This window comes from Ochrobactrum sp. C6C9 (genome assembly GCF_022627935.1).
GTDB lineage: Bacteria > Pseudomonadota > Alphaproteobacteria > Rhizobiales > Rhizobiaceae > Brucella > Brucella teleogrylli.
This window is the reverse complement of sequence record NZ_JABXGB010000012.1, coordinates 85,785-108,594: the sequence shown is the minus strand read 5'-3', so window position 1 is coordinate 108,594 and position 22,810 is coordinate 85,785. Positions and strand designations below refer to the sequence as shown.

Sequence of the window (22,810 nt, the reverse complement as noted above, 5' to 3'; positions counted from 1 at the left end):
AAAACCTGAAAACCACGCGCCGAGACATCAAAGACTCAGAGACCGGGTCAATCTGAGGAGAGAGTGGCGTCGCGATACGATCATCGACCGTCCCATGCCGGCTAAGAGCCGCGCGTTGCTTTTCAAAACAACGGCGCCCCAGCTTTTCGGGTTGTTCAATTTCAATGGGGAACGTTTTGCATGTTCCTGAAACTGATCCGGAGCCAAGCGGGTTGCGCATCGATCTGCACAATTTAGCAGCACATGGATATCAGACCCGCTTAAAAGAGCAACACATCTTGGGAAGTAAATTCCAACTTCGCGGCATGCCTCGAAACCAGTTTTCAAAACTGTCGCGAATGAGCCATCCATCGTCCGATAAATGATTGACCGGCACAGCGTCTGGATAGGAATATACGTGTTGTATTTTGCGAGGTTCCCATGCGCAGCACCAAGGTCATCCATATCGTCGGCTGTCATGCGGAGGGCGAAGTCGGCGATGTCATCGTCGGTGGTGTCGCGCCGCCTCCGGGCGAAACAGTGTGGGAACAGTCGCGCTTCATCGCCAGCGATGAGACCTTGCGCAATTTCGTGCTGAACGAACCGCGCGGCGGAGTGTTTCGCCATGTCAATCTGCTGGTGCCGCCGAAAGATCCGCGCGCGCAGATGGGCTTCATCATCATGGAACCTGCCGATACGCCGCCTATGTCGGGTTCGAACTCGATCTGCGTTTCAACAGTGCTGCTTGATAGCGGCATCATCCCGATGCAGGAACCGGTAACGCGCATGGTGCTCGAAGCGCCGGGCGGGCTTATCGAGGTGGAAGCGGAGTGTCGCAACGGCAAGGCCGAGCGTATCAGCGTGCGCAACGTGCCGTCTTTCGCTGACCGGCTGGATGCTGCGCTTGAAGTCGAAGGACTAGGCACCCTCACCGTCGATACGGCCTATGGTGGCGACAGCTTTGTCATTATCGATGCGGCTGAGATCGGCATGAAGATCGAGCCGGGTCAGGCGCGGGAACTGGCAGAGATCGGCGTGAGGATCACCAAGGCCGCCAATGAGCAGCTCGGCTTTCGTCACCCGGAAAAGGACTGGAACCACATTTCGTTTTGCCAGATCACCGAGCCGGTCACGCGCGACGGCGATGTGCTGACCGGCGTGAACACGGTAGCTATCCGTCCGGCCAAGCTGGACCGCTCGCCGACCGGGACGGGATGTTCGGCGCGAATGGCTGTGCTGCACGCCAAGGGCCAGATGAAAGTGGGTGAGCGCTTCATCGGCAAATCCGTACTGGGTACGGAATTTCATTGCCGGTTGGACAGAGCGCTGGAACTTGGCGGCAAGCCCGCCATCAGCCCGATCATTTCCGGTCGCGCATGGGTGACCGGCACCGCGCAGCTGATGCTCGATCCGAGCGATCCGTTTCCCGGGGGGTATCGGTTGTCGGACACCTGGCCCCGGGGCGAATAGCCGGATTCGTTCGAATAGAGCGGTACTGGTTTAGCGCCGAGGTCCACAATTCCAGCATGGCAATACGTGGAAAGGACTAGACAGACCTTTGGCCTGCCCGCCGGCCCAGGATGCGCCCATGGCGCCACCCAGAATTCCTGTCAGGACCGATAAGGCTATCACTGTATTTTTCATCGAAGACCTCCTCTGTTGTAAACACAGTGGAGTTGAACACAGATCGGATTCTCCCACATCCCCAACTCTATGCCGCCGAAATTCAGGGTTCCAGAATATCCTCGATCCTTCGAGACGGCCCTACGGGCCTCCTCAGGATGAGGATCGAAGGAGACAGTGCAAAGCATGAAGCACGCAATAAAAAACCCCGCCAAAGCGGGGTTTTTTATTGTGTAAAGCTATAACCTCACGCGAAGTCCAGCGCGCGGTCGCCATTCTCATCCTTGATACGGGATGGCAGGCCGATATGGTTCAGGATGTTGAGGAAAGGCTTCGGGTTCAGCTCTTCCACATTGACCATTTTCTTCACATCCCATTCGCCGGAAGCGATCAGGATTGCGGCAGCCACAGGGGGAACGCCAGCCGTGTAGGAAATGCCCTGCGAACCCACTTCGTTGTAAGCGTCCTTATGATCGGCAACGTTGTAGATGAAGACTTCCTTTTCCTTGCCGTCCTTGGTGCCCTTGACGAAATCGCCAATGCAGGTCTTGCCGGTATAATCCGGCGCCAGCGACGACGGATCGGGCAGCACAGCCTTGACCACCTTGAGCGGCACGACTTCCAGGCCTTCAGCAGTCTTGACCGGCTGTTCGGACAAGAGACCAAGATTGTTCAGCACAGTGAAGACGTTGATGTAGTGATCGCCAAAGCCCATCCAGAAGCGGACATCCGCTTTCGGGTAGTTCTTGGACAGCGAATGCACTTCGTCATGGCCGGTCATGTAAGCCTTGCTCGGGCCGACGACAGGCAGGTCGAAGGTGTGGCCAACTTCGAACATCTTGTTCGACTGCCACGCGCCCTTCTGCCAGGAATAGACCGTGCCGGTGAATTCGCGGAAATTGATTTCCGGATCGAAATTGGTCGAGAACCAGCGACCATGCGAACCGGCATTGATGTCGACGATATCGATCGACGTCACATCATCCAGATAATCGTCAGCGGCCAGACGCGCATAGGCATTGACCACGCCCGGGTCGAAGCCGATGCCGAGAATGGCTGTGATGCCCTTCTCTTCGCACTCCTTGAGGTGCTTCCATTCGTAATTCCCATACCATGGCGGCGTCTCGCAGATCTTCTTCGGATCTTCGTGAATGGCCGTGTCCATATAGGCAACGCCCGTATCGATACAGGCGCGAAGGACCGACATATTGAGGAAGGCCGAGCCGACATTGATGACGATCTGAACACCCGTCTTCTGGATCAGAGCCTTGGTGGCTTCAACTTCCAGAGCATCCAGCGCATGCGCTTCCAGCTTCACCTCGGTCTTGAGGCTCTTCTTTTCATGCACGCTATCGATAATCTTGCGGCATTTCTCAACCGTGCGGGACGCAATATGGATATCGCCCAAAATGTCAGAGTTTTGCGCACATTTATGTGCAACAACCTGTGCCACGCCCCCGGCGCCGATAATGAGAACGTTCTTCTTCATTTTCTGTCGATGCTTCCTCTTCCAGCGGTTTCCCGCCATCTATTGACCGTCCCGATTGCCTTCTCATTCGGAACACATGAGTTCGTTGCAGCCTGAAGCCGCAACCGGATCTTTACGAAAGCGACCCTTCAAAATCCGCGAAGGTGAATTCGCGGACAACATTGACCGTGCCGTCCAATTCGCGCACGGCAATCGCAGGCATTTTCACGCCATTGAACCAGTTTTTCTTGACCATCGTATAACCGGCGGCATCCGCAAAAGAGAGACGGTCGCCAACTTTCAGTTCATGGCCGAAATTGAACTCGCCGAAAACATCGCCCGCCAGGCACGACTTGCCGCAGACCATGTAACGGTGGTTGCCCTCATTCGGCTCCATCTTCGCGGTTTCGCGATAGATCAAAAGATCGAGCATATGGGCTTCGATGGAGCTATCCACGATGGCGAGGTTCTTGCCGTTGAACAGCGTGTCGAGAACCGTCACTTCCAGCGTCGTGGTCTTGGTGATCGAGGCTTCGCCCGGTTCCAGATAGACCTGCACGCCAAACTTTTCCGAAAACGCCTTCAGGCGCGTGCAGAATTCATCGACGGGATAATTCTCGCCGGTGAAATGAATGCCGCCGCCAAGGCTGACCCATTCAACCCGGCGCAGAAGTGAGCCGAACTTGTCTTCGATCTCCGTCAGCATCTTGTCGAACAGACCGAAATCGGAATTTTCGCAATTGTTGTGAATCATGAAGCCAGTCACGCGGTCCATGACCTTCTCGACCTTCGCCACATCCCACTCGCCAAGACGGCTGAACGGACGCGCCGGATCGGCAAGATCGAAGCTCGATGACGACACGCCCGGATTGAGACGCAGGCCGCGCTTGATATGCGCCGCCTTATCGGCAAAGCGATCCAACTGGCCGATGGAATTGAAGATGATCTTGTCGGCATTGGCGATGACTTCATCGATCTCGTGATCGGCATAGGCAACGCTATAGGCGTGGGTTTCGCCGCCGAATTTCTCGTGGCCAAGACGCACTTCGTTGAGCGAGGACGAGGTGGTGCCGTCCATATACTGGCTCATGAAATCAAACACAGACCATGTCGCGAAGCATTTCAGCGCCAGCAAAGCCTTCGCGCCGGACTTCTCGCGCACATAGGCGATCTTTTCCATGTTGCGCTTCAGCTTGGTCTTGTCGATCAGGTAATAAGGCGTCTGGATCATGGCTCTTCGTCTTCGGGTCGTCCAATGGGGAAATCTGGCCTGTCCAGCAAGGCTGGTCGCCACGTTGGGAAGAAGCGTCAGACGCTTCTTCTGGAATTATTCAAAGGCTTATAGGAAGCTTGTGACAGAAACACAAATCCGCCACAGCACCACGGGGAAAAATTTCCCCACAAGCTGTCGCGGATCGCTTCCATCTTGGCTATCAGCCTTCAACGGTTGGCCCTGATATAGAGCTTTTCGCCAGAATTTGAACCCCTTACACGCTTCTCCCTTGTTTTGATTGAAAGTCTTTGTGCGCTGGCCCGGCTTCCTGCGCGTGATTGACCGCTCTATCATCGCCCGAAATATTTCCCTGATAATTAAACAAGCATCTTCTTGACAAATTAAAGGGGCGGGCGTAGCGATTGGCATGCAGTTCGGACAGATGGGCATTTTGGGGCCTCCATGTCCGGTTATTCAGTTGTGTAAGGGAAAAATCATGCAGGACCAAACATCCGCTAGCGGCCAGACCGCCGGTTGGGGAGACCTGTTTGCCGGTAAGAACGCCATCCGGTCGCTCACGCTTGTCGGCGGTGTCGCATTGCACGCCATCAACGTGTTCATCGCCACCACCATCCTGCCCACGGTCGTCGCCGATATTGGCGGCATGGATTATTACGCCTGGAACACGGCGCTGTTCGTGACGGCCTCCATTCTCGGCTCTGCGCTCGTTCCGCGCCTGCTCTCGCAGGCAGGTCCGCGCAGCGCCTATCTGTTGGCGGCAATAATTTTCGCCGCCGGGACGCTCGCCTGCGGTCTCGCGCCATCCATGCCGGTCATGCTGGCCGGGCGTTCGGTGCAGGGCCTTGGCGGCGGCATGATGCTGGCGCTTTCCTATGCGATGATCCGCATCGTTTTCCCTGAAAACCTCTGGCCCCGCGCCATCGGTCTCGTCTCCGGCATGTGGGGCGTTGCAACCCTCGTCGGTCCCGCGATCGGCGGCATATTCGCCGAGCTTGGCATCTGGCGCGCTGCCTTCTGGTCGCTGGCACCGGTGATCGGCATCTTCGCCATTATGGCCATGGTCGTGCTGCCGCGCGCCTCCGGCGATGCAGGCAGCCGCGCACCACTGGCCTGGCCGCAGCTCATTTTGCTGACGGCGGCTGTCCTTGCCGTCTCCGCCGCCAGCATTTCGGTCAATGCCGTCATGAATGCGGCAGGCGTCGCGCTGGCTATCGTGCTGTTGGTCCTGCTCTTCGTGATCGAACGCAATTCGTCACGGCGCATTCTGCCCAAGGGGTCTTTCAGTCTCCGCCGGCTCGGCGCGCTTTATCTGACGCTCGCCTTCCTCAGCGCCTCGGTCACCAGCGCCGAAGTGTTCGTGCCACTGTTCTTTCAGGTGCTGCATAACCAGTCGCCCTTAGTCGCCGGTTATCTGGCCGCCATCATGGGCGGAAGCTGGACGCTCGGTTCCATCGGATCTTCGGGCGTCTCGTCAGGCCGGGTTGACCGGGTGATCATCGCCGCGCCGCTGATGGGCATAGCGGGCATGGTCACGCTCGCCACGCTGGTTCCCGTCGGCAGCGACGGTCAATGGGCAAGCCTGTTGCCAATCTGTCTGGCGCTGGCGGTCATCGGCTTTGGCGTGGGCATGACATGGCCGCATCTTCTGACGCGCATTTTCAAGCGCGCCGATGCGGATGACCAGAATCTAGCGTCGGCATCCGTCACGACTGTCCAGCTTTTCACCACGGCGCTCGGCGCCGCGCTGGCGGGCATGGTCGCCAATATGGCTGGCCTCAGCAATCCCGGCGGCTTTGCAGGCACCGCCAATGCCGCCATGTGGCTGTTTTCCGGCTTTGCCATCATGTCGGCGCTGGCATTCCTGTCCGCGCTGGCTTTGGTGCGCAGCGCAAGACAGCCGCAAGTGGCATCGTGCTGATCAGGAAAGACTGGCCGGGGTAAAAACATAGGCGCAGCGCCGCGCCCCGGCCAGAATATGCTCGGTACGGGCAACCGAAACATCGGGACCCAGAACCGCTTCAAACACCTGAAGCTCGGCCCGGCAAAAGCCCTGACAGGCATCGGCGGCGGCACAGATCGGACAATGGTTCTCGACAAAAAGCCAAGAACCATCCGCCCGCCGCTCGGCATCGGCCATATAGCCCTCGGTCGAGCGAATATCTGCAAGCGCCTTGACGCGCTCGTCGAACTCCATGTCCTTGAGGCGCGCATGATACTGGCGGCGGGTTTCCGTCTCGCGATGCGCAACCAGCGTTTCCAGCGCGTCTTCACCAAGGATGGTGCGCACGGAATGCAGAAGCTGCACGGTCAGATCGGCATGGGTATCGGGAAAGCGCTTATTGCCGGTTTCCGTCAGATCCCAGAACTGCGACGGGCGGCCAACGCCCTGCGAAACGGAATGCGGCGCGACGAGACCTTCCTCGGCCAGCCGCACCAACTGCTGGCGCACCGCCTCGCCGGTGGTGCCGAGATGTTCACCGATTGCGGCAGCCGTCTGCGCACCGCGCATCTTCAGCGCCAGCATCACGCGTTCTGCGGGTGAACGTGCTCCCGAAACGTCCGTATTTAGAAAGTCATTCCTTGACATATTGCCTGTTTTCGATTTAAAGAAGCATTATCTTGTTAAATTAAGCGAACCGCCCGGAATTATCAAGATCGTTCTGTATGAAGGAGTCCAAAATGAGCTTTACCCTGCCTCCGCTTCCCTATGCGACCAACGCTCTTGAAGGCGTCGGCATGGGCACCGAAACGCTTGAGTTGCACCATGGCAAGCACCATCAGGCTTATGTAACGGCGCTCAATGGCTTCGTTGAGAAGAACGATGCGCTCAAGGGCAAGTCGCTTGAGGAAATCGTGCTCTTTGCCAAGGACAAGGCCGATCTCGCTCCGGTCTTCAACAATGCCGGTCAGCATTGGAACCATGATCTATTCTGGCAGAACCTGTCGGCAAATGGCGGACGCCTTCCCGGCGCGCTGGAAAAGAAGATCGTTGAAGACTTTGGCGGCGTCGACCAGTTCAAGGAAGCCTTCAAGACGGCGGCTGTCGGCCAGTTCGGGTCGGGCTGGGCGTGGCTGGTTCTGGCCAATGACGGCAAGCTGAAGGTCACCAAGACGCCAAATGGCTCCAATCCGCTGGCAACCGGCGAAGGCAAGGCGCTATTAGGGCTTGATGTCTGGGAGCATAGCTATTATCTCGATTTCCGTAATCGTCGGCCTGACTATGTAACGAACTTCCTCGACAAGCTGGCCAACTACGAATTCGCGGAAGCCACCCTGAAGGCAGCCTGACGCGCTTATATTGATTGCGATCAAAGCGGCCTGCCTGCTCAGGATGCAAACTCCACGGAGTTGCATCCATGCGGGCGGGCCGCAGCAATGACCGATAAAGACCAAACCAACCGACCCAATCCTGAAGGCGCCGTCCTCCCAAGCGTGGTGCCGGAGAACAACAGAGACAGTTCCGAAGATGAGCAGCAACTTTAATCAGGAAACCGTCACCGATATCCATCACTGGACCGACACGCTGTTTTCCTTCCGCACGACGCGTGATCCGGGCTTCCGCTTCCAGAGCGGCCAGTTCATCATGATGGGCCTCGAAGTGAACGGCAAGCCGCTCACCCGTGCCTATTCCATTGCCTCGAGCCTCTACGAAGACGGGCTGGAATTCTTCTCGATCAAGGTGCCGAACGGTCCGCTGACTTCCAAGCTCCAGCATTTGAAAGTTGGCGACCAGATCATCCTGTCCAAGAAGCCGGTCGGCACGCTGCTCTATGACAATCTCAAGCCCGGCAAGAATCTGTGGCTGCTCTCGACCGGCACCGGCCTTGCGCCATTCCTGTCGATCATCCGCGATCTGGAAGCCTATGAGCGCTATGAGAAGATCATTCTCGTTCATGGCGTGCGTCAGGTGGCGGAACTGGCCTATACGGATTTCATTTCCAACGAATTGCCGCAGGACGAATTCCTCGGCGAGATGGCGGCAAAGCAGCTCATCTATTACCCGACCGTCACCCGCGAGCCTTACAAGAACCGCGGACGCCTCACCGACCTCATTCGCTCGGGCCAGATTTTCACCGATATCGACATGCCGGAACTCAATCTGGAAGACGATCGCGTGATGCTGTGCGGCAGCCCGGAAATGCTGGCTGAAACCAAGCAGCTCCTCGAAGAGCGCGGTTTCAAGGAAGGCAGCCAGAGCGAAGCCGGTCATTTCGTGATCGAAAAGGCTTTTGTCGAAAAATAAGTTTCGCAGCCATGCAGACGAAAAAAGGGAGGCGATTGCCTCCCATTTTCATTTCAGCTCTTCGAAATCGAGCCCGATATCGAGGTTCGGCGCGCTGTGCGTGGTCCAGCCGACCGAAATCAGCTCAACGCCGCTGGCAGCCACCGCCGCCACCGTTTCCGGCGTGATCCCGCCGGACGCTTCCGAAATCGCGCGCCCGTCGATCACCGACACCGCCTCGCGCAATTGCGCAGGCGACATATTGTCGAGCAGCACCGCATCCACGCCGACAGCCATCGCCTCATCAAGCTGTTGCAGCGTATCGACCTCGACTTCGATCTTGACCATGTGACCGGCCCCGGCCTTGGCACGTTCGATGGCCTCACGCACACCGCCAGCAACTGCGATGTGATTGTCCTTGATCAGCACCGCATCATAAAGCGCGAAACGGTGGTTCATGCCGCCGCCTGCCCTCACTGCATATTTCTGCAAGGCGCGCAGCCCCGGTGTTGTCTTGCGCGTGCAGACGATGGAGGCCCTGGTGCCTTGGACCGCCTGCACCAAGCCGGCGGTGGCTGTGGCGATACCGGAGAGGTGACCGAGGAAATTCAGCGCCGTGCGCTCCCCCGCCAGAATGGAACGGGACGAGCCGGAAACGCGGGCAACATCCGCCCCCTTCTCAAGAGACTGACCGTCCCGCGCCAAACGTTCGAATTTGACATCCGGATCGACCAGACGAAACGCCATTTCGGCCACATCCAGCCCGGCAATGACGCCCGGCTGGCGCAGGCTGAAAAGCATGGCCGAACGGTGATCCTCCGGCACCACCGCATTGCTGGTGATATCGCCAGCGAGCCCCAGATCTTCCAGAAGTGCGGCGCGCACCAGCGGTTCGACGACAAGCGGAGACAAGCGCGGCAGGTTCATCATGCAGTCCTTGTAACAGGGTGAGGCGCGGCGATTTCGCAAGCCAGTGCGAAAGCGACCGGAAAGGTGAAAAAGCTGCGGCCTGAATCCGTGCTTTTGGTGGGATAGTCGGTGCGGGCATGGCTGCCGCGCGACTCGCACCGGTCAAATGCCGCAACCGCAGCGACCAGCGCCACGGCTGCGGCATCGTCGGTCTCCGCGAGGGGGAGAAGGGTGGTGATTGCAGAGCGCAAACCTTCTTCATCACGCAGCAGGCCAAGATGGCGGGAAACAATGTGCCGCACGGGTTCAGCGTCCGCGCTCTGCGGCAGGCTGACCGGCACGGGATGCCGCACGGCGACCGCCTCTTCACAGCCAATCGCGCGGGCGGCGCGCAACCCCATGGCGGCGGCTTCAAGCAGTGAATTGCTGGCAAGCCGGTTGGCGCCATGCAGGCCGGTGCAGGCAGCCTCGCCCACAGCCCAGAGACCGGGCAAGCTGGTGCGACCGTCAGCGTCGGTCTTGACGCCGCCCATGTGATAATGCGTGGCGGGTCTGACCGGGATCATATCGCGGGACGGATCGACGCCATGTTGTTTGCAAAGCGTATCGATACCGGGAAACCGGGTTGCAAAACGCGCGCCCAGAGCTGTACGCGCATCGAGATAGACCTTGCGCCCTTGCGCGATCTCGCTGCCGATGGCGCGCGCCACTACATCGCGGGGCGCAAGCTCGCGGCCCGGAATATCCGCCATGAAGCGCTCGCCACGATCATTGACGAGATTGGCGCCCTCCCCGCGCACCGCTTCGCTGATCAGCGGCAGACGCGGCGCGGAAACGGCTAGCGCGGTCGGGTGGAATTGCACAAATTCCATATCGGCCAGCACAGCGCCTGCACGGCCTGCCAGAGCGGCCCCTTGGCCGAGATTGCCGAGCGGCGTGGTCGTTGCGTTATAAAGTCCGCCGATCCCGCCCGTCGCCAGCACCACGGCGCGCGCTGCAACCGGACCGACATTTTCAAGACAAGCGCCGGCGACACGGCCATCCTGCCGGATGAGCCGCAAGGCGCGGGTGTTTTCCATGACGTTGATCGAAGGCGTCGCCAGCACTTTCGCAATCAAGGCGCGCATAATGCCAGCGCCGGTCCCATCGCCATCCACATGCACAATGCGATAGCGACTATGGGCGGCTTCCAGCCCGAGCGAAAATGAACCGTCCGCCGTGCGGTCGAAGTGTACGCCATGGGCTTCCAGCGCGGCAACCACGTCCGCGCCTGCCGCGATAATTTCTGCCGCCACGCCTGCGTCACACAGGCCGTCGCCCGCCGCAATCGTATCGGCCAGATGCAGCGCCGCGCTGTCATCCGCGCCAAGGCTCGCGGCAATGCCGCCTTGTGCCAGCGTGCTGGATCCGGAAAGGCCGAGGGTTCCCGCCGTCACCAGCAACACAGGCTGCGGCGACAAGGTCAGCGCCGTCATCAGACCGGCAAGGCCGCTGCCAATGACGAGGACCGGGGCCGTATTCATACCGCCAGCATCCGCTCGACGGCACGCCGGGCAGGCTCCATCAATGCTGCATCGACGGTCACTTCATGACGGTTGTTTTCCAGCGCGTCGCGAATATTGGCGAGCGTGATCCGCTTCATATGCGGGCAGAGATTGCACGGGCGGATGAACTCCACATCCGGGTGATCGACGGCGACATTGTCGCTCATCGAGCATTCGGTCAAAAGCACGACACGCTGCGGCTTCTTCTCGCCGACATAGTCCGACATGACCGCTGTGGAACCGGCAAAATCGGCGACCGCCACCACTTCCGGCGGGCATTCGGGATGGGCCAGAACCACCACGCCGGGATGGCTTTCACGCAATTCACGGATATCGTCGGGCGTGAACCGCTCATGTACCTCGCAATGGCCATGCCAGGCGAGAATTTCGACATTGGTTTCGCGCGCCACATTCTGCGCCAGAAACTCGTCGGGGATCATCAGCACACGCGGCACGCCAAGCGACTCCACCACTTTCTTGGCATTCCCGGAAGTGCAGCAAATGTCGGACGCCGCCTTCACGGCAGCAGATGTATTGACATAGGTGATGATTGGCACGCCCGGATGCGCCTGCCGCAACAACGCCACATCTTCCGGCGTGATGCTGTCGGCCAGTGAACAGCCCGCGCCCATATCGGGGATCAGCACCGTCTTGCCGGGATTAAGCAGCTTCGCCGTCTCGGCCATGAAATGCACACCCGCCAGCACGATCACATCGGCATCGACCTCCGCAGCCTTGCGGGCCAGCGCCAGACTGTCGCCGACAATATCAGCCACGCAATGGAAGATTTCAGGCGTCTGGTAATTATGCGCAAGGATCACCGCATTGCGTTTTTTCTTCAATTCGAGAATGGCTGCGACATCGTCTTCGAAGCCCAGCCACTCCGCCTTGGGTAGCACCTTGGCCACGCGGTCATAGAGTTGCGAAACGGAAACATGATCGTTCATGGTTGGGCCTCCCGAGCCTACCCATTATACTCAATCTGAGCATTTCATGTTTATGAACTTATACTCGATTCGAGTATATTGTCAATCGCGGGAGATTGGCAGCTTGGCTCCAGCCAGATGGCGCTCGGAAAGGGCGCGTTCCTCGACAATCGAGTAACGGAAACGGAAGAGTTTTGCCGGGCGACCGCCGGTTTCGCTATCGCTTTCGCCGGTTTCCTCGACCAGATCCTGCTGCTCGATCAGGCGGCGGAAATTCTGCTTGTGCAGGCGCAGACCGGCCAGCGCTTCGACCGTGCGCTGCAATTGCAGAAGCGTAAAACTGTCCGGCATCAATTCGAACACCACCGGGCGATATTTGATCTTGGCGCGCAGTCGCGCAATGGCCGTGGCAAGGATGCGGCGATGATCGGCAAACATGGAGCGACCGTTCTCGTCTTCCTTCATCCCAGCTTCCGCCACCAGACCGGCTTCGAACAGCAGTTCATAGCGTTGCAGCACGAGGTCTTCGTTCCAGCGCCCGCCCCACTCGCCATTTTCAAAGCCGAAGGTGAAGGCGATACGCCGCATGCGCTGCGCGGTCAGTTCCGGCGTTTCGGCCCGATAGGCCCAGACAAGGAGCGCATTGTTGAGATGCTCCATGATGGCCGGTTCGCCCTGACGGTGATCTTCCCACGGCAGATAATCATACCAGCCGCGCCAGCCGGCCTGCCCTGCCGCCGCATCGCTCTCACGCACAAGGCCGAGATAGCTGATCGAAATGATGCGTTCGCCCTGTGCGTGACGGTCACGGTCGGCAAAAGTGTAGAGCTGCTCCAGATAACCGACCGGATGTGCGGTTTCCGACTGCACCCAGGCGCGCAGACCGGATTGCAACGAACGATGCTCGCTTTCGAACGGGCCAGAGGGAAGAGCCTGCCCCTGCCGCACGGTCATGACGCGCGGCTGTTCGCTGGTCACGGCGGCCAGCACGGCAATCAGTTCGGTATGGGCAATATCGTCGGTCACGGCAACTCCGGAAAACAGTTCCGACATTGAACGCGATTGACCAACGAATACAAGGCGCTGTGCGTTACCGGCCACAGCTTTCAGCGCCTACGCCTTGCTCTTGGCCCCGAAAACATGCTCCGGCCCCGGAAATGTGCGCGCGCGCACCTCCTCGGCATAGGCTTTTGCGGCATCGGACACCTGCGGCGCCAGTTGCGCAAAGCGCTTCACGAAGCGCGGCGTGAAATCCTGAAACAGCCCCAGCATATCGTCGGAGACGAGTATCTGCCCGTCGCAAGCCGCCGACGCACCGATGCCGACGGTCGGAATGGCAAGGGCACCGGTGATCTCGCGCGCCAGCGGCTCCACCGTGCCTTCAATCACCAGCGCAAACACGCCGGCATCGGCAATGGCCTGCGCGTCACGGCGGATGCGGTCGGCTTCCTCGTCGCCGCGTCCGAGCGAGCGAAAACCGCCGACCGTGTTGACCTGTTGCGGCATCAAACCGACATGGCCGAAGACCGGAATGCCGCGCCGCACCAGAAAATCGACCGTTTCGGCCATTTCTTCGCCGCCTTCGAGCTTGACGCCATCACAGCCAGTTTCCTGCATCACGCGAACGGCGTTGCGAAACGCCTGTTCCTTCGATTCCTGATAGGAACCGAACGGCATATCGACGATGACGCAGGCCGTCTCGGCTCCGCGCATCACCGCCTGCCCATGGGCGACCATCATGTCGAGCGTCACGGCAAGGGTGGAATCCATGCCGTAAAGCACCATGCCGAGCGAATCCCCCACCAGCAGCAGGTCGCAATGCGGATCGAGCAGACGCGCAATCGGTGTCGTATAAGCGGTGAGGCTGACAATCGGGCGCTCGCCCTTCAGGGCTGAAATGGCCTTGGGCGTCAGTCGCTTCTGTTTGACGGGTGCGCTCATGTCAGGCCGCCTGTTCCTGCGCGACATGCGCAATGACACGATTATCGAGGAGCCGCGTCGTGCCAAGCCGCACGAACAGCGCAAGCAGCACCGGACGCCCCTGCACCACCGTCAGGCGCTCCAGCGTTTCGGGGTCGCGCAGCGCCACTACTTCCGGCGTCGCCAGCGGCTCCGTGGCGATATAGGCGCGAATTGCCGCTTCCAGCGCATCGGGATCATCCACACCGGAGCGATAAAGCCGCTCAGCCTCATCAAGCGCCTTCGGCACGATGATGGCGGCAGCACGCTCAGCGGGCGTCAGATAGACATTGCGCGACGAACAGGCGAGCCCGTCATCCTCCCGCACCGTCTCCACGCCGACGACGCGCACCGGAATGGCCATATCCTCCACCATGCGGCGGATGATGACGAGTTGCTGAAAATCCTTTTCGCCGAAATAGGCGGCATCGGGACCGACGATATTGAAGAGCTTGCTCACCACCGTCGCGACCCCGGCGAAGTGGCCGGGACGCGCCTCGCCTTCCATCTGATTGCCGAGCGTCGGCACATCCACCACCGTCTGCATCGGGCGCGGATACATGTCGCTGACGGCTGGTGCGAAGAGGTAATCGACCTCTGCCCCGCGCAACAGAGCCGCATCGCGCTCCAGATCGCGCGGATATTTGTCGAGATCTTCATTCGCGCCAAATTGCAGCGGATTGACGAAGATCGACACGATGGTCAAGTCATTGTCGGCGCGGGAACGATGTACAAGTTCCAGATGGCCTTTGTGAAGATAGCCCATGGTCGGCACGAAGCCGATGCGCTTGCCCGCACGACGCGCAGGCGCCAGAACCTGCCGCAATTCCTCGATGGTGCGGATAATCTGCATACGCGTTCCTCCTCGCGGGCCGATCTTCTGATGGCCGCGAGTCCTACAGCGTCAACTCAAATATGACAACAGCGAAGGCAAGGCGCACCAAGCCGCTTATTGCGTCGGGGTCGCCACCGCTCCCACCGTATTGCCGACAGCGCGACCAAAACGGTCGATCTGCTCGTCATAGGTCTTGCGGGTTTTCGGATCGAACACGGCAATCGGCGCTGTGACCACGAGAGAGGCCGCCGTACCGACGCCTTGCGCCGTGCCGATGGCCACGGCGCCCAGACGATCACCGAGACCGATCTGCGAATCCGTGATGGTCTGGCCTGCAACAAGGCGCTGGCCGATCAGCTGCACGACCTCGGGGCTTGAGGCAAACTTGCCGTGATTGAGGCGATCACCCGATTTGAGCTTGGTAAGATCGATGACGGTAATGCCCGCCTTTTCAAGCCCCGAACGATAAGGCTCTATGGACGGATCGATCTGGCCGAGGCGGTCGATATTACCGGAAATGCGCCGCGACAGTGCAAGCGCGCGGTCGTCACGCGAGGTGAACAGCGTGAAGCGCGGATGGTCCTTGCCCATCGCCAGAAACTGCTTGGCAAACACATCGACGTCGAGATCGGGTGAAGCCAGAATGACATCGGTGATCTTGGCATTCACGCGCCCGTCGCGGATCGCCATCTGGCGCAGCGCTTCAACCGTCAGCCAGCTGCCCATCGAATGGGCCATCACGGTGATGTCCTTCACCTCCGGCTCACGGGCGATGGCGCGAAGGATCTGTTCCAGCGCGTCGCGGGAATAGTTGGTGCTTTCCTTGTCGTAATTATAGTCGAACACGCTGGCGCGCGACGGCCAGGTAAAGATCACCGGCGCAACATCGGCCCCGGAATCATGCACGATCTGGGCAAAGCGGTAGACGGAATCTTCAAACGTGTTGTTGAAGCCGTGCACGAACACCATCACGCGGCGGCTCTTGGTGAGGTGCGGGCGAACCCAACCTGCCTTCTCAACATCGGTCTTGAGCGGTGTTACGCTGACGGTGGCAAAATCGGTCTGCGGATTGGGCGGCAGCTTCTTTGGCCACTGCACTTCGCCGGCCTTGCGGTTCTTTTCCGGCGGGATGGATACGACGATATCATTGATCGAGACAAGCTTGTCGCGCTCGCCGGAGAACAGAATGCCGGGATTGTCAGATGGGCGGCGGGTGGTTGCGACGAGCAGATCAACCTTGGTCGTTCCGGGCGATGTAACCTCGCCCACCGGCACAAGCACGCCTTCAGGACGACTGGCGCAACCTGCGAGCAGCGTCACCAAAACAAGCAATGCAGGCACAGCCCGACGAAACATGCTCTGCAAAACCAAGCTCCCTTTACGCCACCGCTTCGCACCGAAATCAGACCTGATTTCTGAAAGGCCAGACACGCCACGTCAATGAATTCGCGTTTCTTTTACACTGCGAATTTTGCAGGTTAATATATTCTTGACGGGCCAAGCTCTGCCAAGCCCCTTTTATCCACCACCGAACGATCAGGCCACGGCTGCGGCTTATCGGTTACACACTGTTCAGCAACCAGCACTTTTCCGGAACGCCCCAACGGACGATATAGGGACCAACAGCAAACGCAACTCCCTGAACAAAGGAGGCAATTATGGCTTTGGAACTTACCGGACTGCACCACCTGACGGCCATCACCGCCAATGCACCGGCCAACCGGCGCTTCTACACCGATACGCTCGGGCTGCGGCTCGTCAAGAAGACCGTCAATCAGGACGACACCAGCGCCTACCATCTGTTCTATGCCGATGGTCTGGCATCGCCGGGCACCGACATCACCTTCTTCGACTGGCCGGTCGAGCGCGAACGCCGCGGCACCAACAGCGTGGCCCGCACGGGCCTGCGCGTGAATGGCGTCGAAAGCCTCGACTGGTGGCGCAAGCGCCTGAACGAACAGGGCATCGAAGCCGGCGATATTTTTGAAGTGGCCGGTCGCGCCGTACTCGATTTCGAAGACCCGGAAGGCCAGCGTCTGCGGCTGACCGACGATGGCGGCGCGGGCGACGCCCATAGCTGGGACAGAAGCCCCGTACCCGCCGAGAGGCAGATTCGTGGCCTCGGCCCGATAACGCTGAGCGTCCCCGACCTCGCGCCGACCAGGATCGTGCTCGAAAAGCTGATGAACATGAGCGAGACCGGCGACTATGCCTCGCCCGATGGCGAAGGCCATGTGCATGTCTTCTCGATGGGACCGGGCGGCGCGGCTGCCGAACTTCATGTCGCCGTGCAGCCCAACCTGCCGACAGCATGGCAGGGTGCGGGAGCGGTGCACCATGTCGCCTTCCGCACGCCGGATCAGGAAAGCATGCAGGAATGGGTCGAACGCCTGCGGTCGCTCAGGGTGCCGTCCAGCGGTGAAGTCGAGCGTTACTATTTCCGTTCGCTCTATTTCCGCGAACCGAACGGTATCCTGTTCGAAATCGCAACCGACGGTCCGGGCTTTGCCGTCGATGAACCGCTGGAGAGCCTCGGCGAAAGCCTGTCGCTGCCGCCTTTCCTCGAAAGCAAGCGCGCAGCCATCGAAAAAGGCCTCAAGCCGCTGGACTAAGCAAATAAAAAGGGCCGCCGGAGAAATCCGGCGGCCCTTTTTTCGTTTGATCGACGAGGCATTCAGAGTTTCTGCTTCAGCCAATCGCCTGTGAGGCGAATATCGTCGTCGGTCAGGCCATGCCAGCCCTCGATGGCGTGAACATCGATATCGGCACCATCATCCCGCAGCGCCTTTGCCAATGCGCCCGAAGCATCGCCGAACGGATCGGCTGCGCCGTTCAATTGAAGAACGGCAGCGTCGGAGAGATCGGCGTCCGGCTGTTCCTCCAGAACTTCCGAAGGGCGCAGCAGAACCGCCTTGCGCACGATATGCGGATGAAGCCGCATGAAGGCCGCAAGCAGGTTTGCCCCGTTGGAATTGCCGATAAAGGCCAGTCGGTCCGGGTCGATGTCATAGGCCGCAATCGCGCCCTCAACGAAAGCCTCAAAGGCTTCCGCTTCGAACCGGATGTCCTTCTGATCGAACCGCTTCTGATCGAAACGGCGGAACCAGCGCTGAATGCCCTCCTCCGTGCTGCGACCGCGAACACCGATCAGCGTGGCGCGCGGCGCGGCCAGCCGGGCGAGCGGCATGAGATCATTCTCATTGCCGCCCGAACCGTGCAGCAGGATCAGCGTGCTGCCATCCGGATCTTCCGGCAGGTGAACTCGATGGACGAAGGGCAGATCGCGATAGATCACCCGCTCCTCACCCGGCAGGCCGAATTGCGGCATGCGGGCGCGGATTGCCTGGGCCTGTTTCTCATTGCCCGGCGGCACGAACAGAAGCTGCCCCAATGTTTCCACCGGCTCATCCACGGTAAAACCAGGGGCGTCGGTGGCAAATTCGAACAGGGTTCCGCCCGGCTCACGAACATAGAGCGAGGTGAAATATTTGCGGTCATGCACATTGACCTCGCTGGAATTGAGCTTGGACAGCTCCTTTTCCAGCGTCGTCACATCGTCGGTCGTGCGGGCGCGAAACGCCACATGATCGGCAATGCCGGTCCCCGGAATGCCGGGCCAGAAGCCGCTCGCATCGCGCACATCGATGGCGTCACCGGAATCGGAGACCAGCCGGTCGATGGTTTCTTCCTTCCCCTGATGGCGAAAGCCGAAATATCGCTCGATGAATGCGGCGGTCTGTTCGGGCTGCTCCGACAGGATGGTGGCGGAGCGTATCCGGCGAATGGCGAATTCAGCCGGAATGCCCTCACCGGACCACGGGTCATTGGCCGCAAGATCGCTGCCGACCAGCTTGACGATCACGCCATCGGGATCGCGCAGCCGCAAAACCGGCTCGCCAAATTCCTGCACCGGACCCTCGGACGATACGTGATAACGCAACGCGCGCTCCAGCCAGAAGCCGATGGCCGTGCGGTCGATGGAAAGCGCGATTTCGCTGACCTGCCCGTGACCGACCCGGCCCTTGGAGCCGTCTTCCCAGACCAGAAAGGTGATCAGCGAACCGGGCGTGCCGGAGCGGTCGCCATAGAACAGATGCAGCTGCTCGGCATCCTCGAAGCCGCCCGTCCGCTTGACGATACGCAGACCCAGAAAGCCCGCATAGAAATCGACATTCGCCTGCACCTTGTGCGTGATCAGCGTGAGATGATGGATGCCACTGGTCATGATTGCGATCTCCCGTCCTAATAAAGCTGCACGAGAGATAGTACAGCCAGTGCGGATTGCCCATGGGGCTATACGGTGACGGATTGTCAACGGATGGAGCGTTTGGCTTGTGCAGATTTTGGGGAGGCTCACAAAAAGAAAAAGGCCGCGCGGGAGGAGGATGCGCGGCCTGATCTTCGAATACGGCTGGGAGGAGGAGTGCCGTATTCCGGTATCGAGTTCTGGGAGGAGGAGTGAACTCGATGGCCAAGTTCTAACCCGCTGTACTTTATACAACAACGGCCAATAATGCATGTCAGTTATGCAAATTCCGCACTGCTCAAGAAAAAGGCATCTGCGGAAAATGCAAAAGCGCCCGCAAAAACGGGCGCTTCTGAAGGAAGATTTATATTTATAATCAGCGATTTAGAGGAAATGTGCAATCATCGGCGCAGCCAGTACATTCACCAGTCCAACCAGCACCATGACGAGACCGGCGATGGAACCTTCCTCGCTGCCGATCTGGTGGGCCTTTGCCACACCGGCGCCATGCGCTCCCATGCCGAACAGTGCGCCGCGCGCCAGTGCGGAGCGCAGCGGCAGCCAGTTGAGCATCACTTCGCCAAGCGCCGCGCCGAAAACACCGGTCAGCACCACGAAGATGGCAGTCAGGTCCGGCGTGCCGCCAATGTCGCCCGAAACCGTCATGGCGAACGGCGTGCTCATCGAACGCGGCATCAGGCTGAGGCTGATCGCCTCGTTCAAGCCCAGCAGATGCGCCAGCCCCCAGGCCGAAGCCATGGCCGATGAACTGCCGACCAGCACACCAGCCAGCAAAACCGGCCAGTACCGGCGGATGGTCGCGCGCTGCTGATAGATGGGAATGGCGAAGGCAACCGTTGCAGGGCCGAGCAGCGCCACCAGCCAGTGGGTGGCGCCGAAATAGCCGCGATAGTTTTCATCAAGCGCGACAACCAGCCCCATCAGCAGAAGCGGCGTGACGGCCAAAGGCGTCAGCCACCATAGGGGAAAGCGGCGATAAACGCGCTTGGCCGCGAGATAAAGCAGGATCGTGGCCGCCGACCAGAACAGCGTTGCCACGAAGGGGTTACTTGGCAGCATAACGGAGGCTCCAGCGATAGCAGAGGTCTACCGTCAATGCGGTGACGCTCATCACCGTCAGCGTGCCGAGCAGGATGACGGCCATGATCTTGAGGCCAAGCACACCGATCAGTTCGCGATGCTCAAGGATCGCCAGAACGGCGGGCACGAAGAACAGCAGCATTTCCGCCAGAAACCATTCCGCGCCGCGCTTCATGCTGAACAGGCTGACGCGCCCGCTCAACAAAAGCGCCAACACCAGCGCCATGCCGATGATGCCACCCGGCAGGGGCAGGCCAACCACGCGGACGAAAGCTTCACCCGCCAGCCAGAAGCCGACCAGCGTCGCAATCTGCATCATGCGGCTGTGGTGCAGCGCATAGCGGAAGCGGACGGCGAGAGTACGGGCATTTTTGGAGGCGTTCATTGGCTTCTTCCCGGGCGTTGACCCGTTTGAATTCGGTCTCTTGTGAACAACAATATAGGCCGTCATGGCTTATTCTAGAAATGAATTGATTTCATTGCAGCTATTCCGATATAGAATAGCTCATGAACTTGAGGAGCTTTCAGGCATTTGTGGAGGTGGTGCGGCAGGGCGGGTTTTCCGCCGCGGCCAGAGCCATTCACGCGACCCAGTCCACCGTCAGCAAGGCAGTGAAGCAGCTGGAGGAAGAGCTGGGCCTTGCCCTTCTCGACCGCGACGCTTCCCCGCCCCGCCTGACGGCTGCGGGCGAAATCGTCTATCGCCGATCTATCGCCATGCTGGCCGAGAAAGACGATATGCTGGCGGAACTGGGCGAATTGCGCGGCCTGAAACGCGGTCTGCTGCGCCTCGGCCTGCCGCCCATCGGCTCCAGCGTGCTGTTTGCGCCGGTTTTCGCCGCCTATACCAAGCTTCACCCGGATATCGACATTCAGCTGGTCGAGCATGGCAGCCGCCGCCTGGAAGAGCTGTTGCTGGCGGGTGATGTCGAGCTTGCCGCCTCGCTTCTGCCTGTTGAGGACAGTTTCGAGTGGCAGGATGTACGCTGCGAGCCGGTCGTCGCCCTGCTGCCCGCGACCCATGAGGCCGCCAAAGGCGACGGCGTGACGCTGGACCAGATCGCAGGCTTGCCTTTCATTCTTTTTGAAAGCGGCTTTGCACTCAATCATATCATCCTCGATGCCTGCCAGCAGCATGGCTTTGCCCCCAATGTCGCGGTGCGTTCCAGTCAGATCGATTTCATCGTCGAGCTGGTGGCAGCGGGCATGGGCGTCGGCTTCCTGCCCCTGATGATCGCCGAGCAACGCCATCATTCCGGCGTCCGCATTCAGAAAATCACCGATGCGGACATGAACTGGAACATGGCTCTGATCTGGCGCAAAGGCGCGTTTCTGTCCCATGCGGCGCGGGCCTGGCTGACACTTGCAAGCGGTGGAACGTCAAAAACCCCTTGAAGCGCGCGGGTCGTCGCCTATCTCAAATAGATACACCGACTTTACGCGCCATCCGGCGGCGTTCCGTCTTGATGCTTATCAGCTGAGAAGGAGGCTATGATGGAAGGTCAGGTTATATTCTACAAAGGCGACAGGATCCTCTACCGGCACCATATCGAAGTGCAGGACGACGATTATTCCAAGGGCGTCAATGACGCCTTGATCGCCTTCCAGCGCAACTATGCCGGTTTCGATCTTGCGGGCGACGATATTCACGTCCGCTTCAAGAAGCCTGGAGATGTTTAACGGCTAACATTCCACCGCGACTGGAGCCCGCGTCCGGTTTCATGCCGAACGCGATGGGCTCCTTTTGCCCGCATTGTCAGGCTGCGGCGTAAGCGGCTTCGCGCGCCACGCGGCGGATGTCGTTGCGGCTGAGGCCGAGATCGCTCAGTTCGCGGTCGCTGCAGCTTTCAAGCTCGCGCAGGTTTTCGCAATACTGCATCCAGCGATTGAATTGGGTACGAAGATTGATTGGAAGGCTCATGGCGGTATCCCCTTGTTTTTATCTTCCTCCCAAAAATGAGCTTCCGCCTTTCAAACGCGTTTGAGAAGTGCAGATACTGCATGGCTGCATTGTGATTGGGGAAATCCTGCAAATCAGCCAACATTCTTTTTATCTAAATTAGCTAATGCTTTTAAAATATAAAAATTCCGGTTAGACGGGAAGCAGAACGTCTTTCAAGTCGATTCCCGCCGGTAAAAATGAAGAAAACTCTCATTATAGTCGGTAATGCCCCTTTACCCCGCGACCTGTCGCGCGAGGTTGATGCTGCAGATTTCGTGGTGCGTTTCAACGAGCCCAAGCAATCGATCGGCATGAGCGGCACGCGGACCGACCTCCTGATACTGGCCACCTCCAGCAAGCCGATGCAGCGCCGCCTGCGCGATCCGGGCTTCGTGCAAACCCCGACCTTCCGGGCCGCGAAGGAAGTCATGCTCGCCTATCACCCGAGCATCATGCGTCTTTATCACCCCAAGCCGAATATCCTGTCGCGTCTCAAGGGGCGTCGTTCCGACTGGACCGCCGAAACCATCGAAGTCGTGGGCGCTGCGGGCAAGGAAATCCGCATCATGCCGCCGCAGTTCTACATGGCTGGCTGCAAGGAACTGGGCGTCAGCGAGGAGCAGCTGAGCAAAGTTTTTCCCAGCACCGGCTTTTTCGGCATCTGGCACATGCTGGGCAAATGCCCCGCCGAAAGCTGGGACGTGAAGCTGTGCGGTTTCACCTGGGAAGGCTGGAAACGCCACGCATGGGGCGACGAGCGCAGCTGGGTCGAAAGACAAGTGGCTTCCGGGCGCATCAGCATCATCGAATAGCCCGACCTGC

At 59.4% G+C, this 22,810-nt stretch carries 22 protein-coding genes; 8 read left to right on the top strand and 14 right to left on the bottom strand.

Going from position 1 to position 22,810, the window contains the following annotated elements:
- Nucleotides 1-420 precede the first annotated feature (420 nt).
- Nucleotides 421-1,449 carry a 4-hydroxyproline epimerase gene (locus HWD97_RS11855; protein WP_109368380.1) on the top strand — a complete coding sequence of 343 codons (1,029 nt, stop codon included), beginning with the start codon at nt 421-423 and terminating at the stop codon, nt 1,447-1,449.
- 400 nt (nt 1,450-1,849) lie between these two features.
- On the opposite strand, the gene HWD97_RS11850 is transcribed toward HWD97_RS11855, so the two are convergent.
- Complete coding sequence (locus HWD97_RS11850; protein WP_121537272.1) at nt 1,850-3,091, bottom strand: saccharopine dehydrogenase family protein; 1,242 nt, start codon at nt 3,089-3,091, stop codon at nt 1,850-1,852.
- A gap of 112 nt (nt 3,092-3,203) precedes the next feature.
- Nucleotides 3,204-4,301, bottom strand: coding sequence for a carboxynorspermidine decarboxylase (gene nspC / locus HWD97_RS11845; RefSeq protein ID WP_121537270.1), 1,098 nt, complete (start codon nt 4,299-4,301; stop codon nt 3,204-3,206).
- Between the two features lie 478 nt (nt 4,302-4,779).
- On the opposite strand from nspC, the gene HWD97_RS11840 reads away from it, so the two are divergent.
- Nucleotides 4,780-6,222, top strand: coding sequence for an MFS transporter (locus tag HWD97_RS11840; RefSeq protein WP_121537268.1), 1,443 nt, complete (start codon nt 4,780-4,782; stop codon nt 6,220-6,222).
- Here the strand turns inward: HWD97_RS11840 and HWD97_RS11835 are convergent, their stop codons facing one another.
- Nucleotides 6,223-6,828 (bottom strand): metalloregulator ArsR/SmtB family transcription factor, encoded by a 606-nt coding sequence (locus tag HWD97_RS11835; RefSeq protein WP_121537266.1) that lies wholly within the window; start codon nt 6,826-6,828, stop codon nt 6,223-6,225.
- A gap of 155 nt (nt 6,829-6,983) precedes the next feature.
- On the opposite strand from HWD97_RS11835, the gene HWD97_RS11830 reads away from it, so the two are divergent.
- Together HWD97_RS11830 and HWD97_RS11825 are read left to right on the top strand one after the other, a co-directional pair.
- Nucleotides 6,984-7,592, top strand: coding sequence for a superoxide dismutase (locus tag HWD97_RS11830; protein WP_078337946.1), 609 nt, complete (start codon nt 6,984-6,986; stop codon nt 7,590-7,592).
- Between the two features lie 178 nt (nt 7,593-7,770).
- Entirely contained in the window at nt 7,771-8,547 is a 777-nt protein-coding gene (locus HWD97_RS11825) for a ferredoxin--NADP reductase (protein ID WP_078337945.1), read from the top strand.
- 48 nt (nt 8,548-8,595) lie between these two features.
- Here the strand turns inward: HWD97_RS11825 and nadC are convergent, their stop codons facing one another.
- The 7 genes from nadC to HWD97_RS11790 all read right to left on the bottom strand — a co-directional run bounded on the left by nadC (nt 8,596) and on the right by HWD97_RS11790 (nt 16,055).
- On the bottom strand, nt 8,596-9,453 hold the full coding sequence (gene nadC / locus HWD97_RS11820) for a carboxylating nicotinate-nucleotide diphosphorylase (RefSeq protein WP_109370169.1): 858 nt from the start codon (nt 9,451-9,453) through the stop codon (nt 8,596-8,598).
- Nucleotides 9,453-10,958 (bottom strand): L-aspartate oxidase, encoded by a 1,506-nt coding sequence (locus tag HWD97_RS11815; RefSeq protein ID WP_109368374.1) that lies wholly within the window; start codon nt 10,956-10,958, stop codon nt 9,453-9,455. Before HWD97_RS11815 ends, nadC begins: the two co-directional genes overlap by 1 nt.
- Complete coding sequence (gene nadA / locus HWD97_RS11810) at nt 10,955-11,926, bottom strand: quinolinate synthase NadA (RefSeq protein WP_109368373.1); 972 nt, start codon at nt 11,924-11,926, stop codon at nt 10,955-10,957. The genes HWD97_RS11815 and nadA overlap by 4 nt, the downstream gene beginning before the upstream one ends.
- Before the next feature lie 81 nt (nt 11,927-12,007).
- Complete coding sequence (locus tag HWD97_RS11805; RefSeq protein WP_109370168.1) at nt 12,008-12,958, bottom strand: hypothetical protein; 951 nt, start codon at nt 12,956-12,958, stop codon at nt 12,008-12,010.
- A 60-nt stretch (nt 12,959-13,018) separates the two neighbouring features.
- A complete protein-coding gene (gene panB / locus HWD97_RS11800; protein WP_109368372.1) occupies nt 13,019-13,846 on the bottom strand; it encodes a 3-methyl-2-oxobutanoate hydroxymethyltransferase in 828 nt (275 codons plus the stop codon).
- 1 nt (nt 13,847) lies between these two features.
- On the bottom strand, nt 13,848-14,717 hold the full coding sequence (panC, locus tag HWD97_RS11795) for a pantoate--beta-alanine ligase (protein ID WP_109368371.1): 870 nt from the start codon (nt 14,715-14,717) through the stop codon (nt 13,848-13,850).
- 96 nt (nt 14,718-14,813) lie between these two features.
- Entirely contained in the window at nt 14,814-16,055 is a 1,242-nt protein-coding gene (locus HWD97_RS11790; protein ID WP_109368370.1) for an alpha/beta hydrolase, read from the bottom strand.
- 302 nt (nt 16,056-16,357) lie between these two features.
- Between HWD97_RS11790 and HWD97_RS11785 the strand changes: the two genes are divergently transcribed.
- The gene (locus tag HWD97_RS11785; protein WP_109368369.1) at nt 16,358-17,311 is read left to right on the top strand and encodes a ring-cleaving dioxygenase; all 954 of its coding nucleotides are present in this window, start codon (nt 16,358-16,360) and stop codon (nt 17,309-17,311) included.
- A 62-nt stretch (nt 17,312-17,373) separates the two neighbouring features.
- Here HWD97_RS11785 and HWD97_RS11780 read toward each other — a convergent pair whose 3' ends face one another.
- The 3 genes from HWD97_RS11780 to HWD97_RS11770 form a co-directional block, all read right to left on the bottom strand.
- A complete protein-coding gene (locus HWD97_RS11780; RefSeq protein ID WP_109368368.1) occupies nt 17,374-18,924 on the bottom strand; it encodes a VOC family protein in 1,551 nt (516 codons plus the stop codon).
- A gap of 405 nt (nt 18,925-19,329) precedes the next feature.
- On the bottom strand, nt 19,330-20,025 hold the full coding sequence (locus HWD97_RS11775) for an LrgB family protein (protein WP_109368367.1): 696 nt from the start codon (nt 20,023-20,025) through the stop codon (nt 19,330-19,332).
- Nucleotides 20,012-20,431, bottom strand: a complete 420-nt coding sequence (locus tag HWD97_RS11770; RefSeq protein ID WP_109368366.1) for a CidA/LrgA family protein — start codon at nt 20,429-20,431, stop codon at nt 20,012-20,014. The genes HWD97_RS11775 and HWD97_RS11770 overlap by 14 nt, the downstream gene beginning before the upstream one ends.
- A 122-nt stretch (nt 20,432-20,553) precedes the next feature.
- Here HWD97_RS11770 and HWD97_RS11765 point away from each other — a divergent pair, with 122 nt between their 5' ends.
- Together HWD97_RS11765 and HWD97_RS11760 are read left to right on the top strand one after the other, a co-directional pair.
- On the top strand, nt 20,554-21,441 hold the full coding sequence (locus HWD97_RS11765) for a LysR family transcriptional regulator (protein WP_109368365.1): 888 nt from the start codon (nt 20,554-20,556) through the stop codon (nt 21,439-21,441).
- Nucleotides 21,442-21,540: 99 nt separating this feature from the next.
- Entirely contained in the window at nt 21,541-21,726 is a 186-nt protein-coding gene (locus HWD97_RS11760) for a hypothetical protein (protein WP_109370167.1), read from the top strand.
- A 76-nt stretch (nt 21,727-21,802) separates the two neighbouring features.
- Here the strand turns inward: HWD97_RS11760 and HWD97_RS11755 are convergent, their stop codons facing one another.
- Nucleotides 21,803-21,967 carry a DUF1127 domain-containing protein gene (locus HWD97_RS11755; RefSeq protein WP_210261360.1) on the bottom strand — a complete coding sequence of 55 codons (165 nt, stop codon included), beginning with the start codon at nt 21,965-21,967 and terminating at the stop codon, nt 21,803-21,805.
- Between the two features lie 218 nt (nt 21,968-22,185).
- Between HWD97_RS11755 and HWD97_RS11750 the strand changes: the two genes are divergently transcribed.
- On the top strand, nt 22,186-22,800 hold the full coding sequence (locus HWD97_RS11750; RefSeq protein ID WP_109368364.1) for a hypothetical protein: 615 nt from the start codon (nt 22,186-22,188) through the stop codon (nt 22,798-22,800).
- The last annotated feature ends 10 nt before the right edge of the window (nt 22,801-22,810 follow it).

Bases quoted from the DNA above. Each gene is read 5' to 3' on its own strand.
- HWD97_RS11855 (WP_109368380.1), top strand. From the start codon at position 421: ATGCGCAGCACCAAGGTCATCCATATCGTCGGCTGTCATGCGGAGGGC.
- HWD97_RS11850 (WP_121537272.1), bottom strand. From the start codon at position 3,091: ATGAAGAAGAACGTTCTCATTATCGGCGCCGGGGGCGTGGCACAGGTT.
- nspC (WP_121537270.1), bottom strand. From the start codon at position 4,301: ATGATCCAGACGCCTTATTACCTGATCGACAAGACCAAGCTGAAGCGC.
- HWD97_RS11840 (WP_121537268.1), top strand. From the start codon at position 4,780: ATGCAGGACCAAACATCCGCTAGCGGCCAGACCGCCGGTTGGGGAGAC.
- HWD97_RS11835 (WP_121537266.1), bottom strand. From the start codon at position 6,828: ATGCTGGCGCTGAAGATGCGCGGTGCGCAGACGGCTGCCGCAATCGGT.
- HWD97_RS11830 (WP_078337946.1), top strand. From the start codon at position 6,984: ATGAGCTTTACCCTGCCTCCGCTTCCCTATGCGACCAACGCTCTTGAA.
- HWD97_RS11825 (WP_078337945.1), top strand. From the start codon at position 7,771: ATGAGCAGCAACTTTAATCAGGAAACCGTCACCGATATCCATCACTGG.
- nadC (WP_109370169.1), bottom strand. From the start codon at position 9,453: ATGAACCTGCCGCGCTTGTCTCCGCTTGTCGTCGAACCGCTGGTGCGC.
- HWD97_RS11815 (WP_109368374.1), bottom strand. From the start codon at position 10,958: ATGAATACGGCCCCGGTCCTCGTCATTGGCAGCGGCCTTGCCGGTCTG.
- nadA (WP_109368373.1), bottom strand. From the start codon at position 11,926: ATGAACGATCATGTTTCCGTTTCGCAACTCTATGACCGCGTGGCCAAG.
- HWD97_RS11805 (WP_109370168.1), bottom strand. From the start codon at position 12,958: ATGTCGGAACTGTTTTCCGGAGTTGCCGTGACCGACGATATTGCCCAT.
- panB (WP_109368372.1), bottom strand. From the start codon at position 13,846: ATGAGCGCACCCGTCAAACAGAAGCGACTGACGCCCAAGGCCATTTCA.
- panC (WP_109368371.1), bottom strand. From the start codon at position 14,717: ATGCAGATTATCCGCACCATCGAGGAATTGCGGCAGGTTCTGGCGCCT.
- HWD97_RS11790 (WP_109368370.1), bottom strand. From the start codon at position 16,055: ATGTTTCGTCGGGCTGTGCCTGCATTGCTTGTTTTGGTGACGCTGCTC.
- HWD97_RS11785 (WP_109368369.1), top strand. From the start codon at position 16,358: ATGGCTTTGGAACTTACCGGACTGCACCACCTGACGGCCATCACCGCC.
- HWD97_RS11780 (WP_109368368.1), bottom strand. From the start codon at position 18,924: ATGACCAGTGGCATCCATCATCTCACGCTGATCACGCACAAGGTGCAG.
- HWD97_RS11775 (WP_109368367.1), bottom strand. From the start codon at position 20,025: ATGCTGCCAAGTAACCCCTTCGTGGCAACGCTGTTCTGGTCGGCGGCC.
- HWD97_RS11770 (WP_109368366.1), bottom strand. From the start codon at position 20,431: ATGAACGCCTCCAAAAATGCCCGTACTCTCGCCGTCCGCTTCCGCTAT.
- HWD97_RS11765 (WP_109368365.1), top strand. From the start codon at position 20,554: ATGAACTTGAGGAGCTTTCAGGCATTTGTGGAGGTGGTGCGGCAGGGC.
- HWD97_RS11760 (WP_109370167.1), top strand. From the start codon at position 21,541: ATGGAAGGTCAGGTTATATTCTACAAAGGCGACAGGATCCTCTACCGG.
- HWD97_RS11755 (WP_210261360.1), bottom strand. From the start codon at position 21,967: ATGAGCCTTCCAATCAATCTTCGTACCCAATTCAATCGCTGGATGCAG.
- HWD97_RS11750 (WP_109368364.1), top strand. From the start codon at position 22,186: ATGAAGAAAACTCTCATTATAGTCGGTAATGCCCCTTTACCCCGCGAC.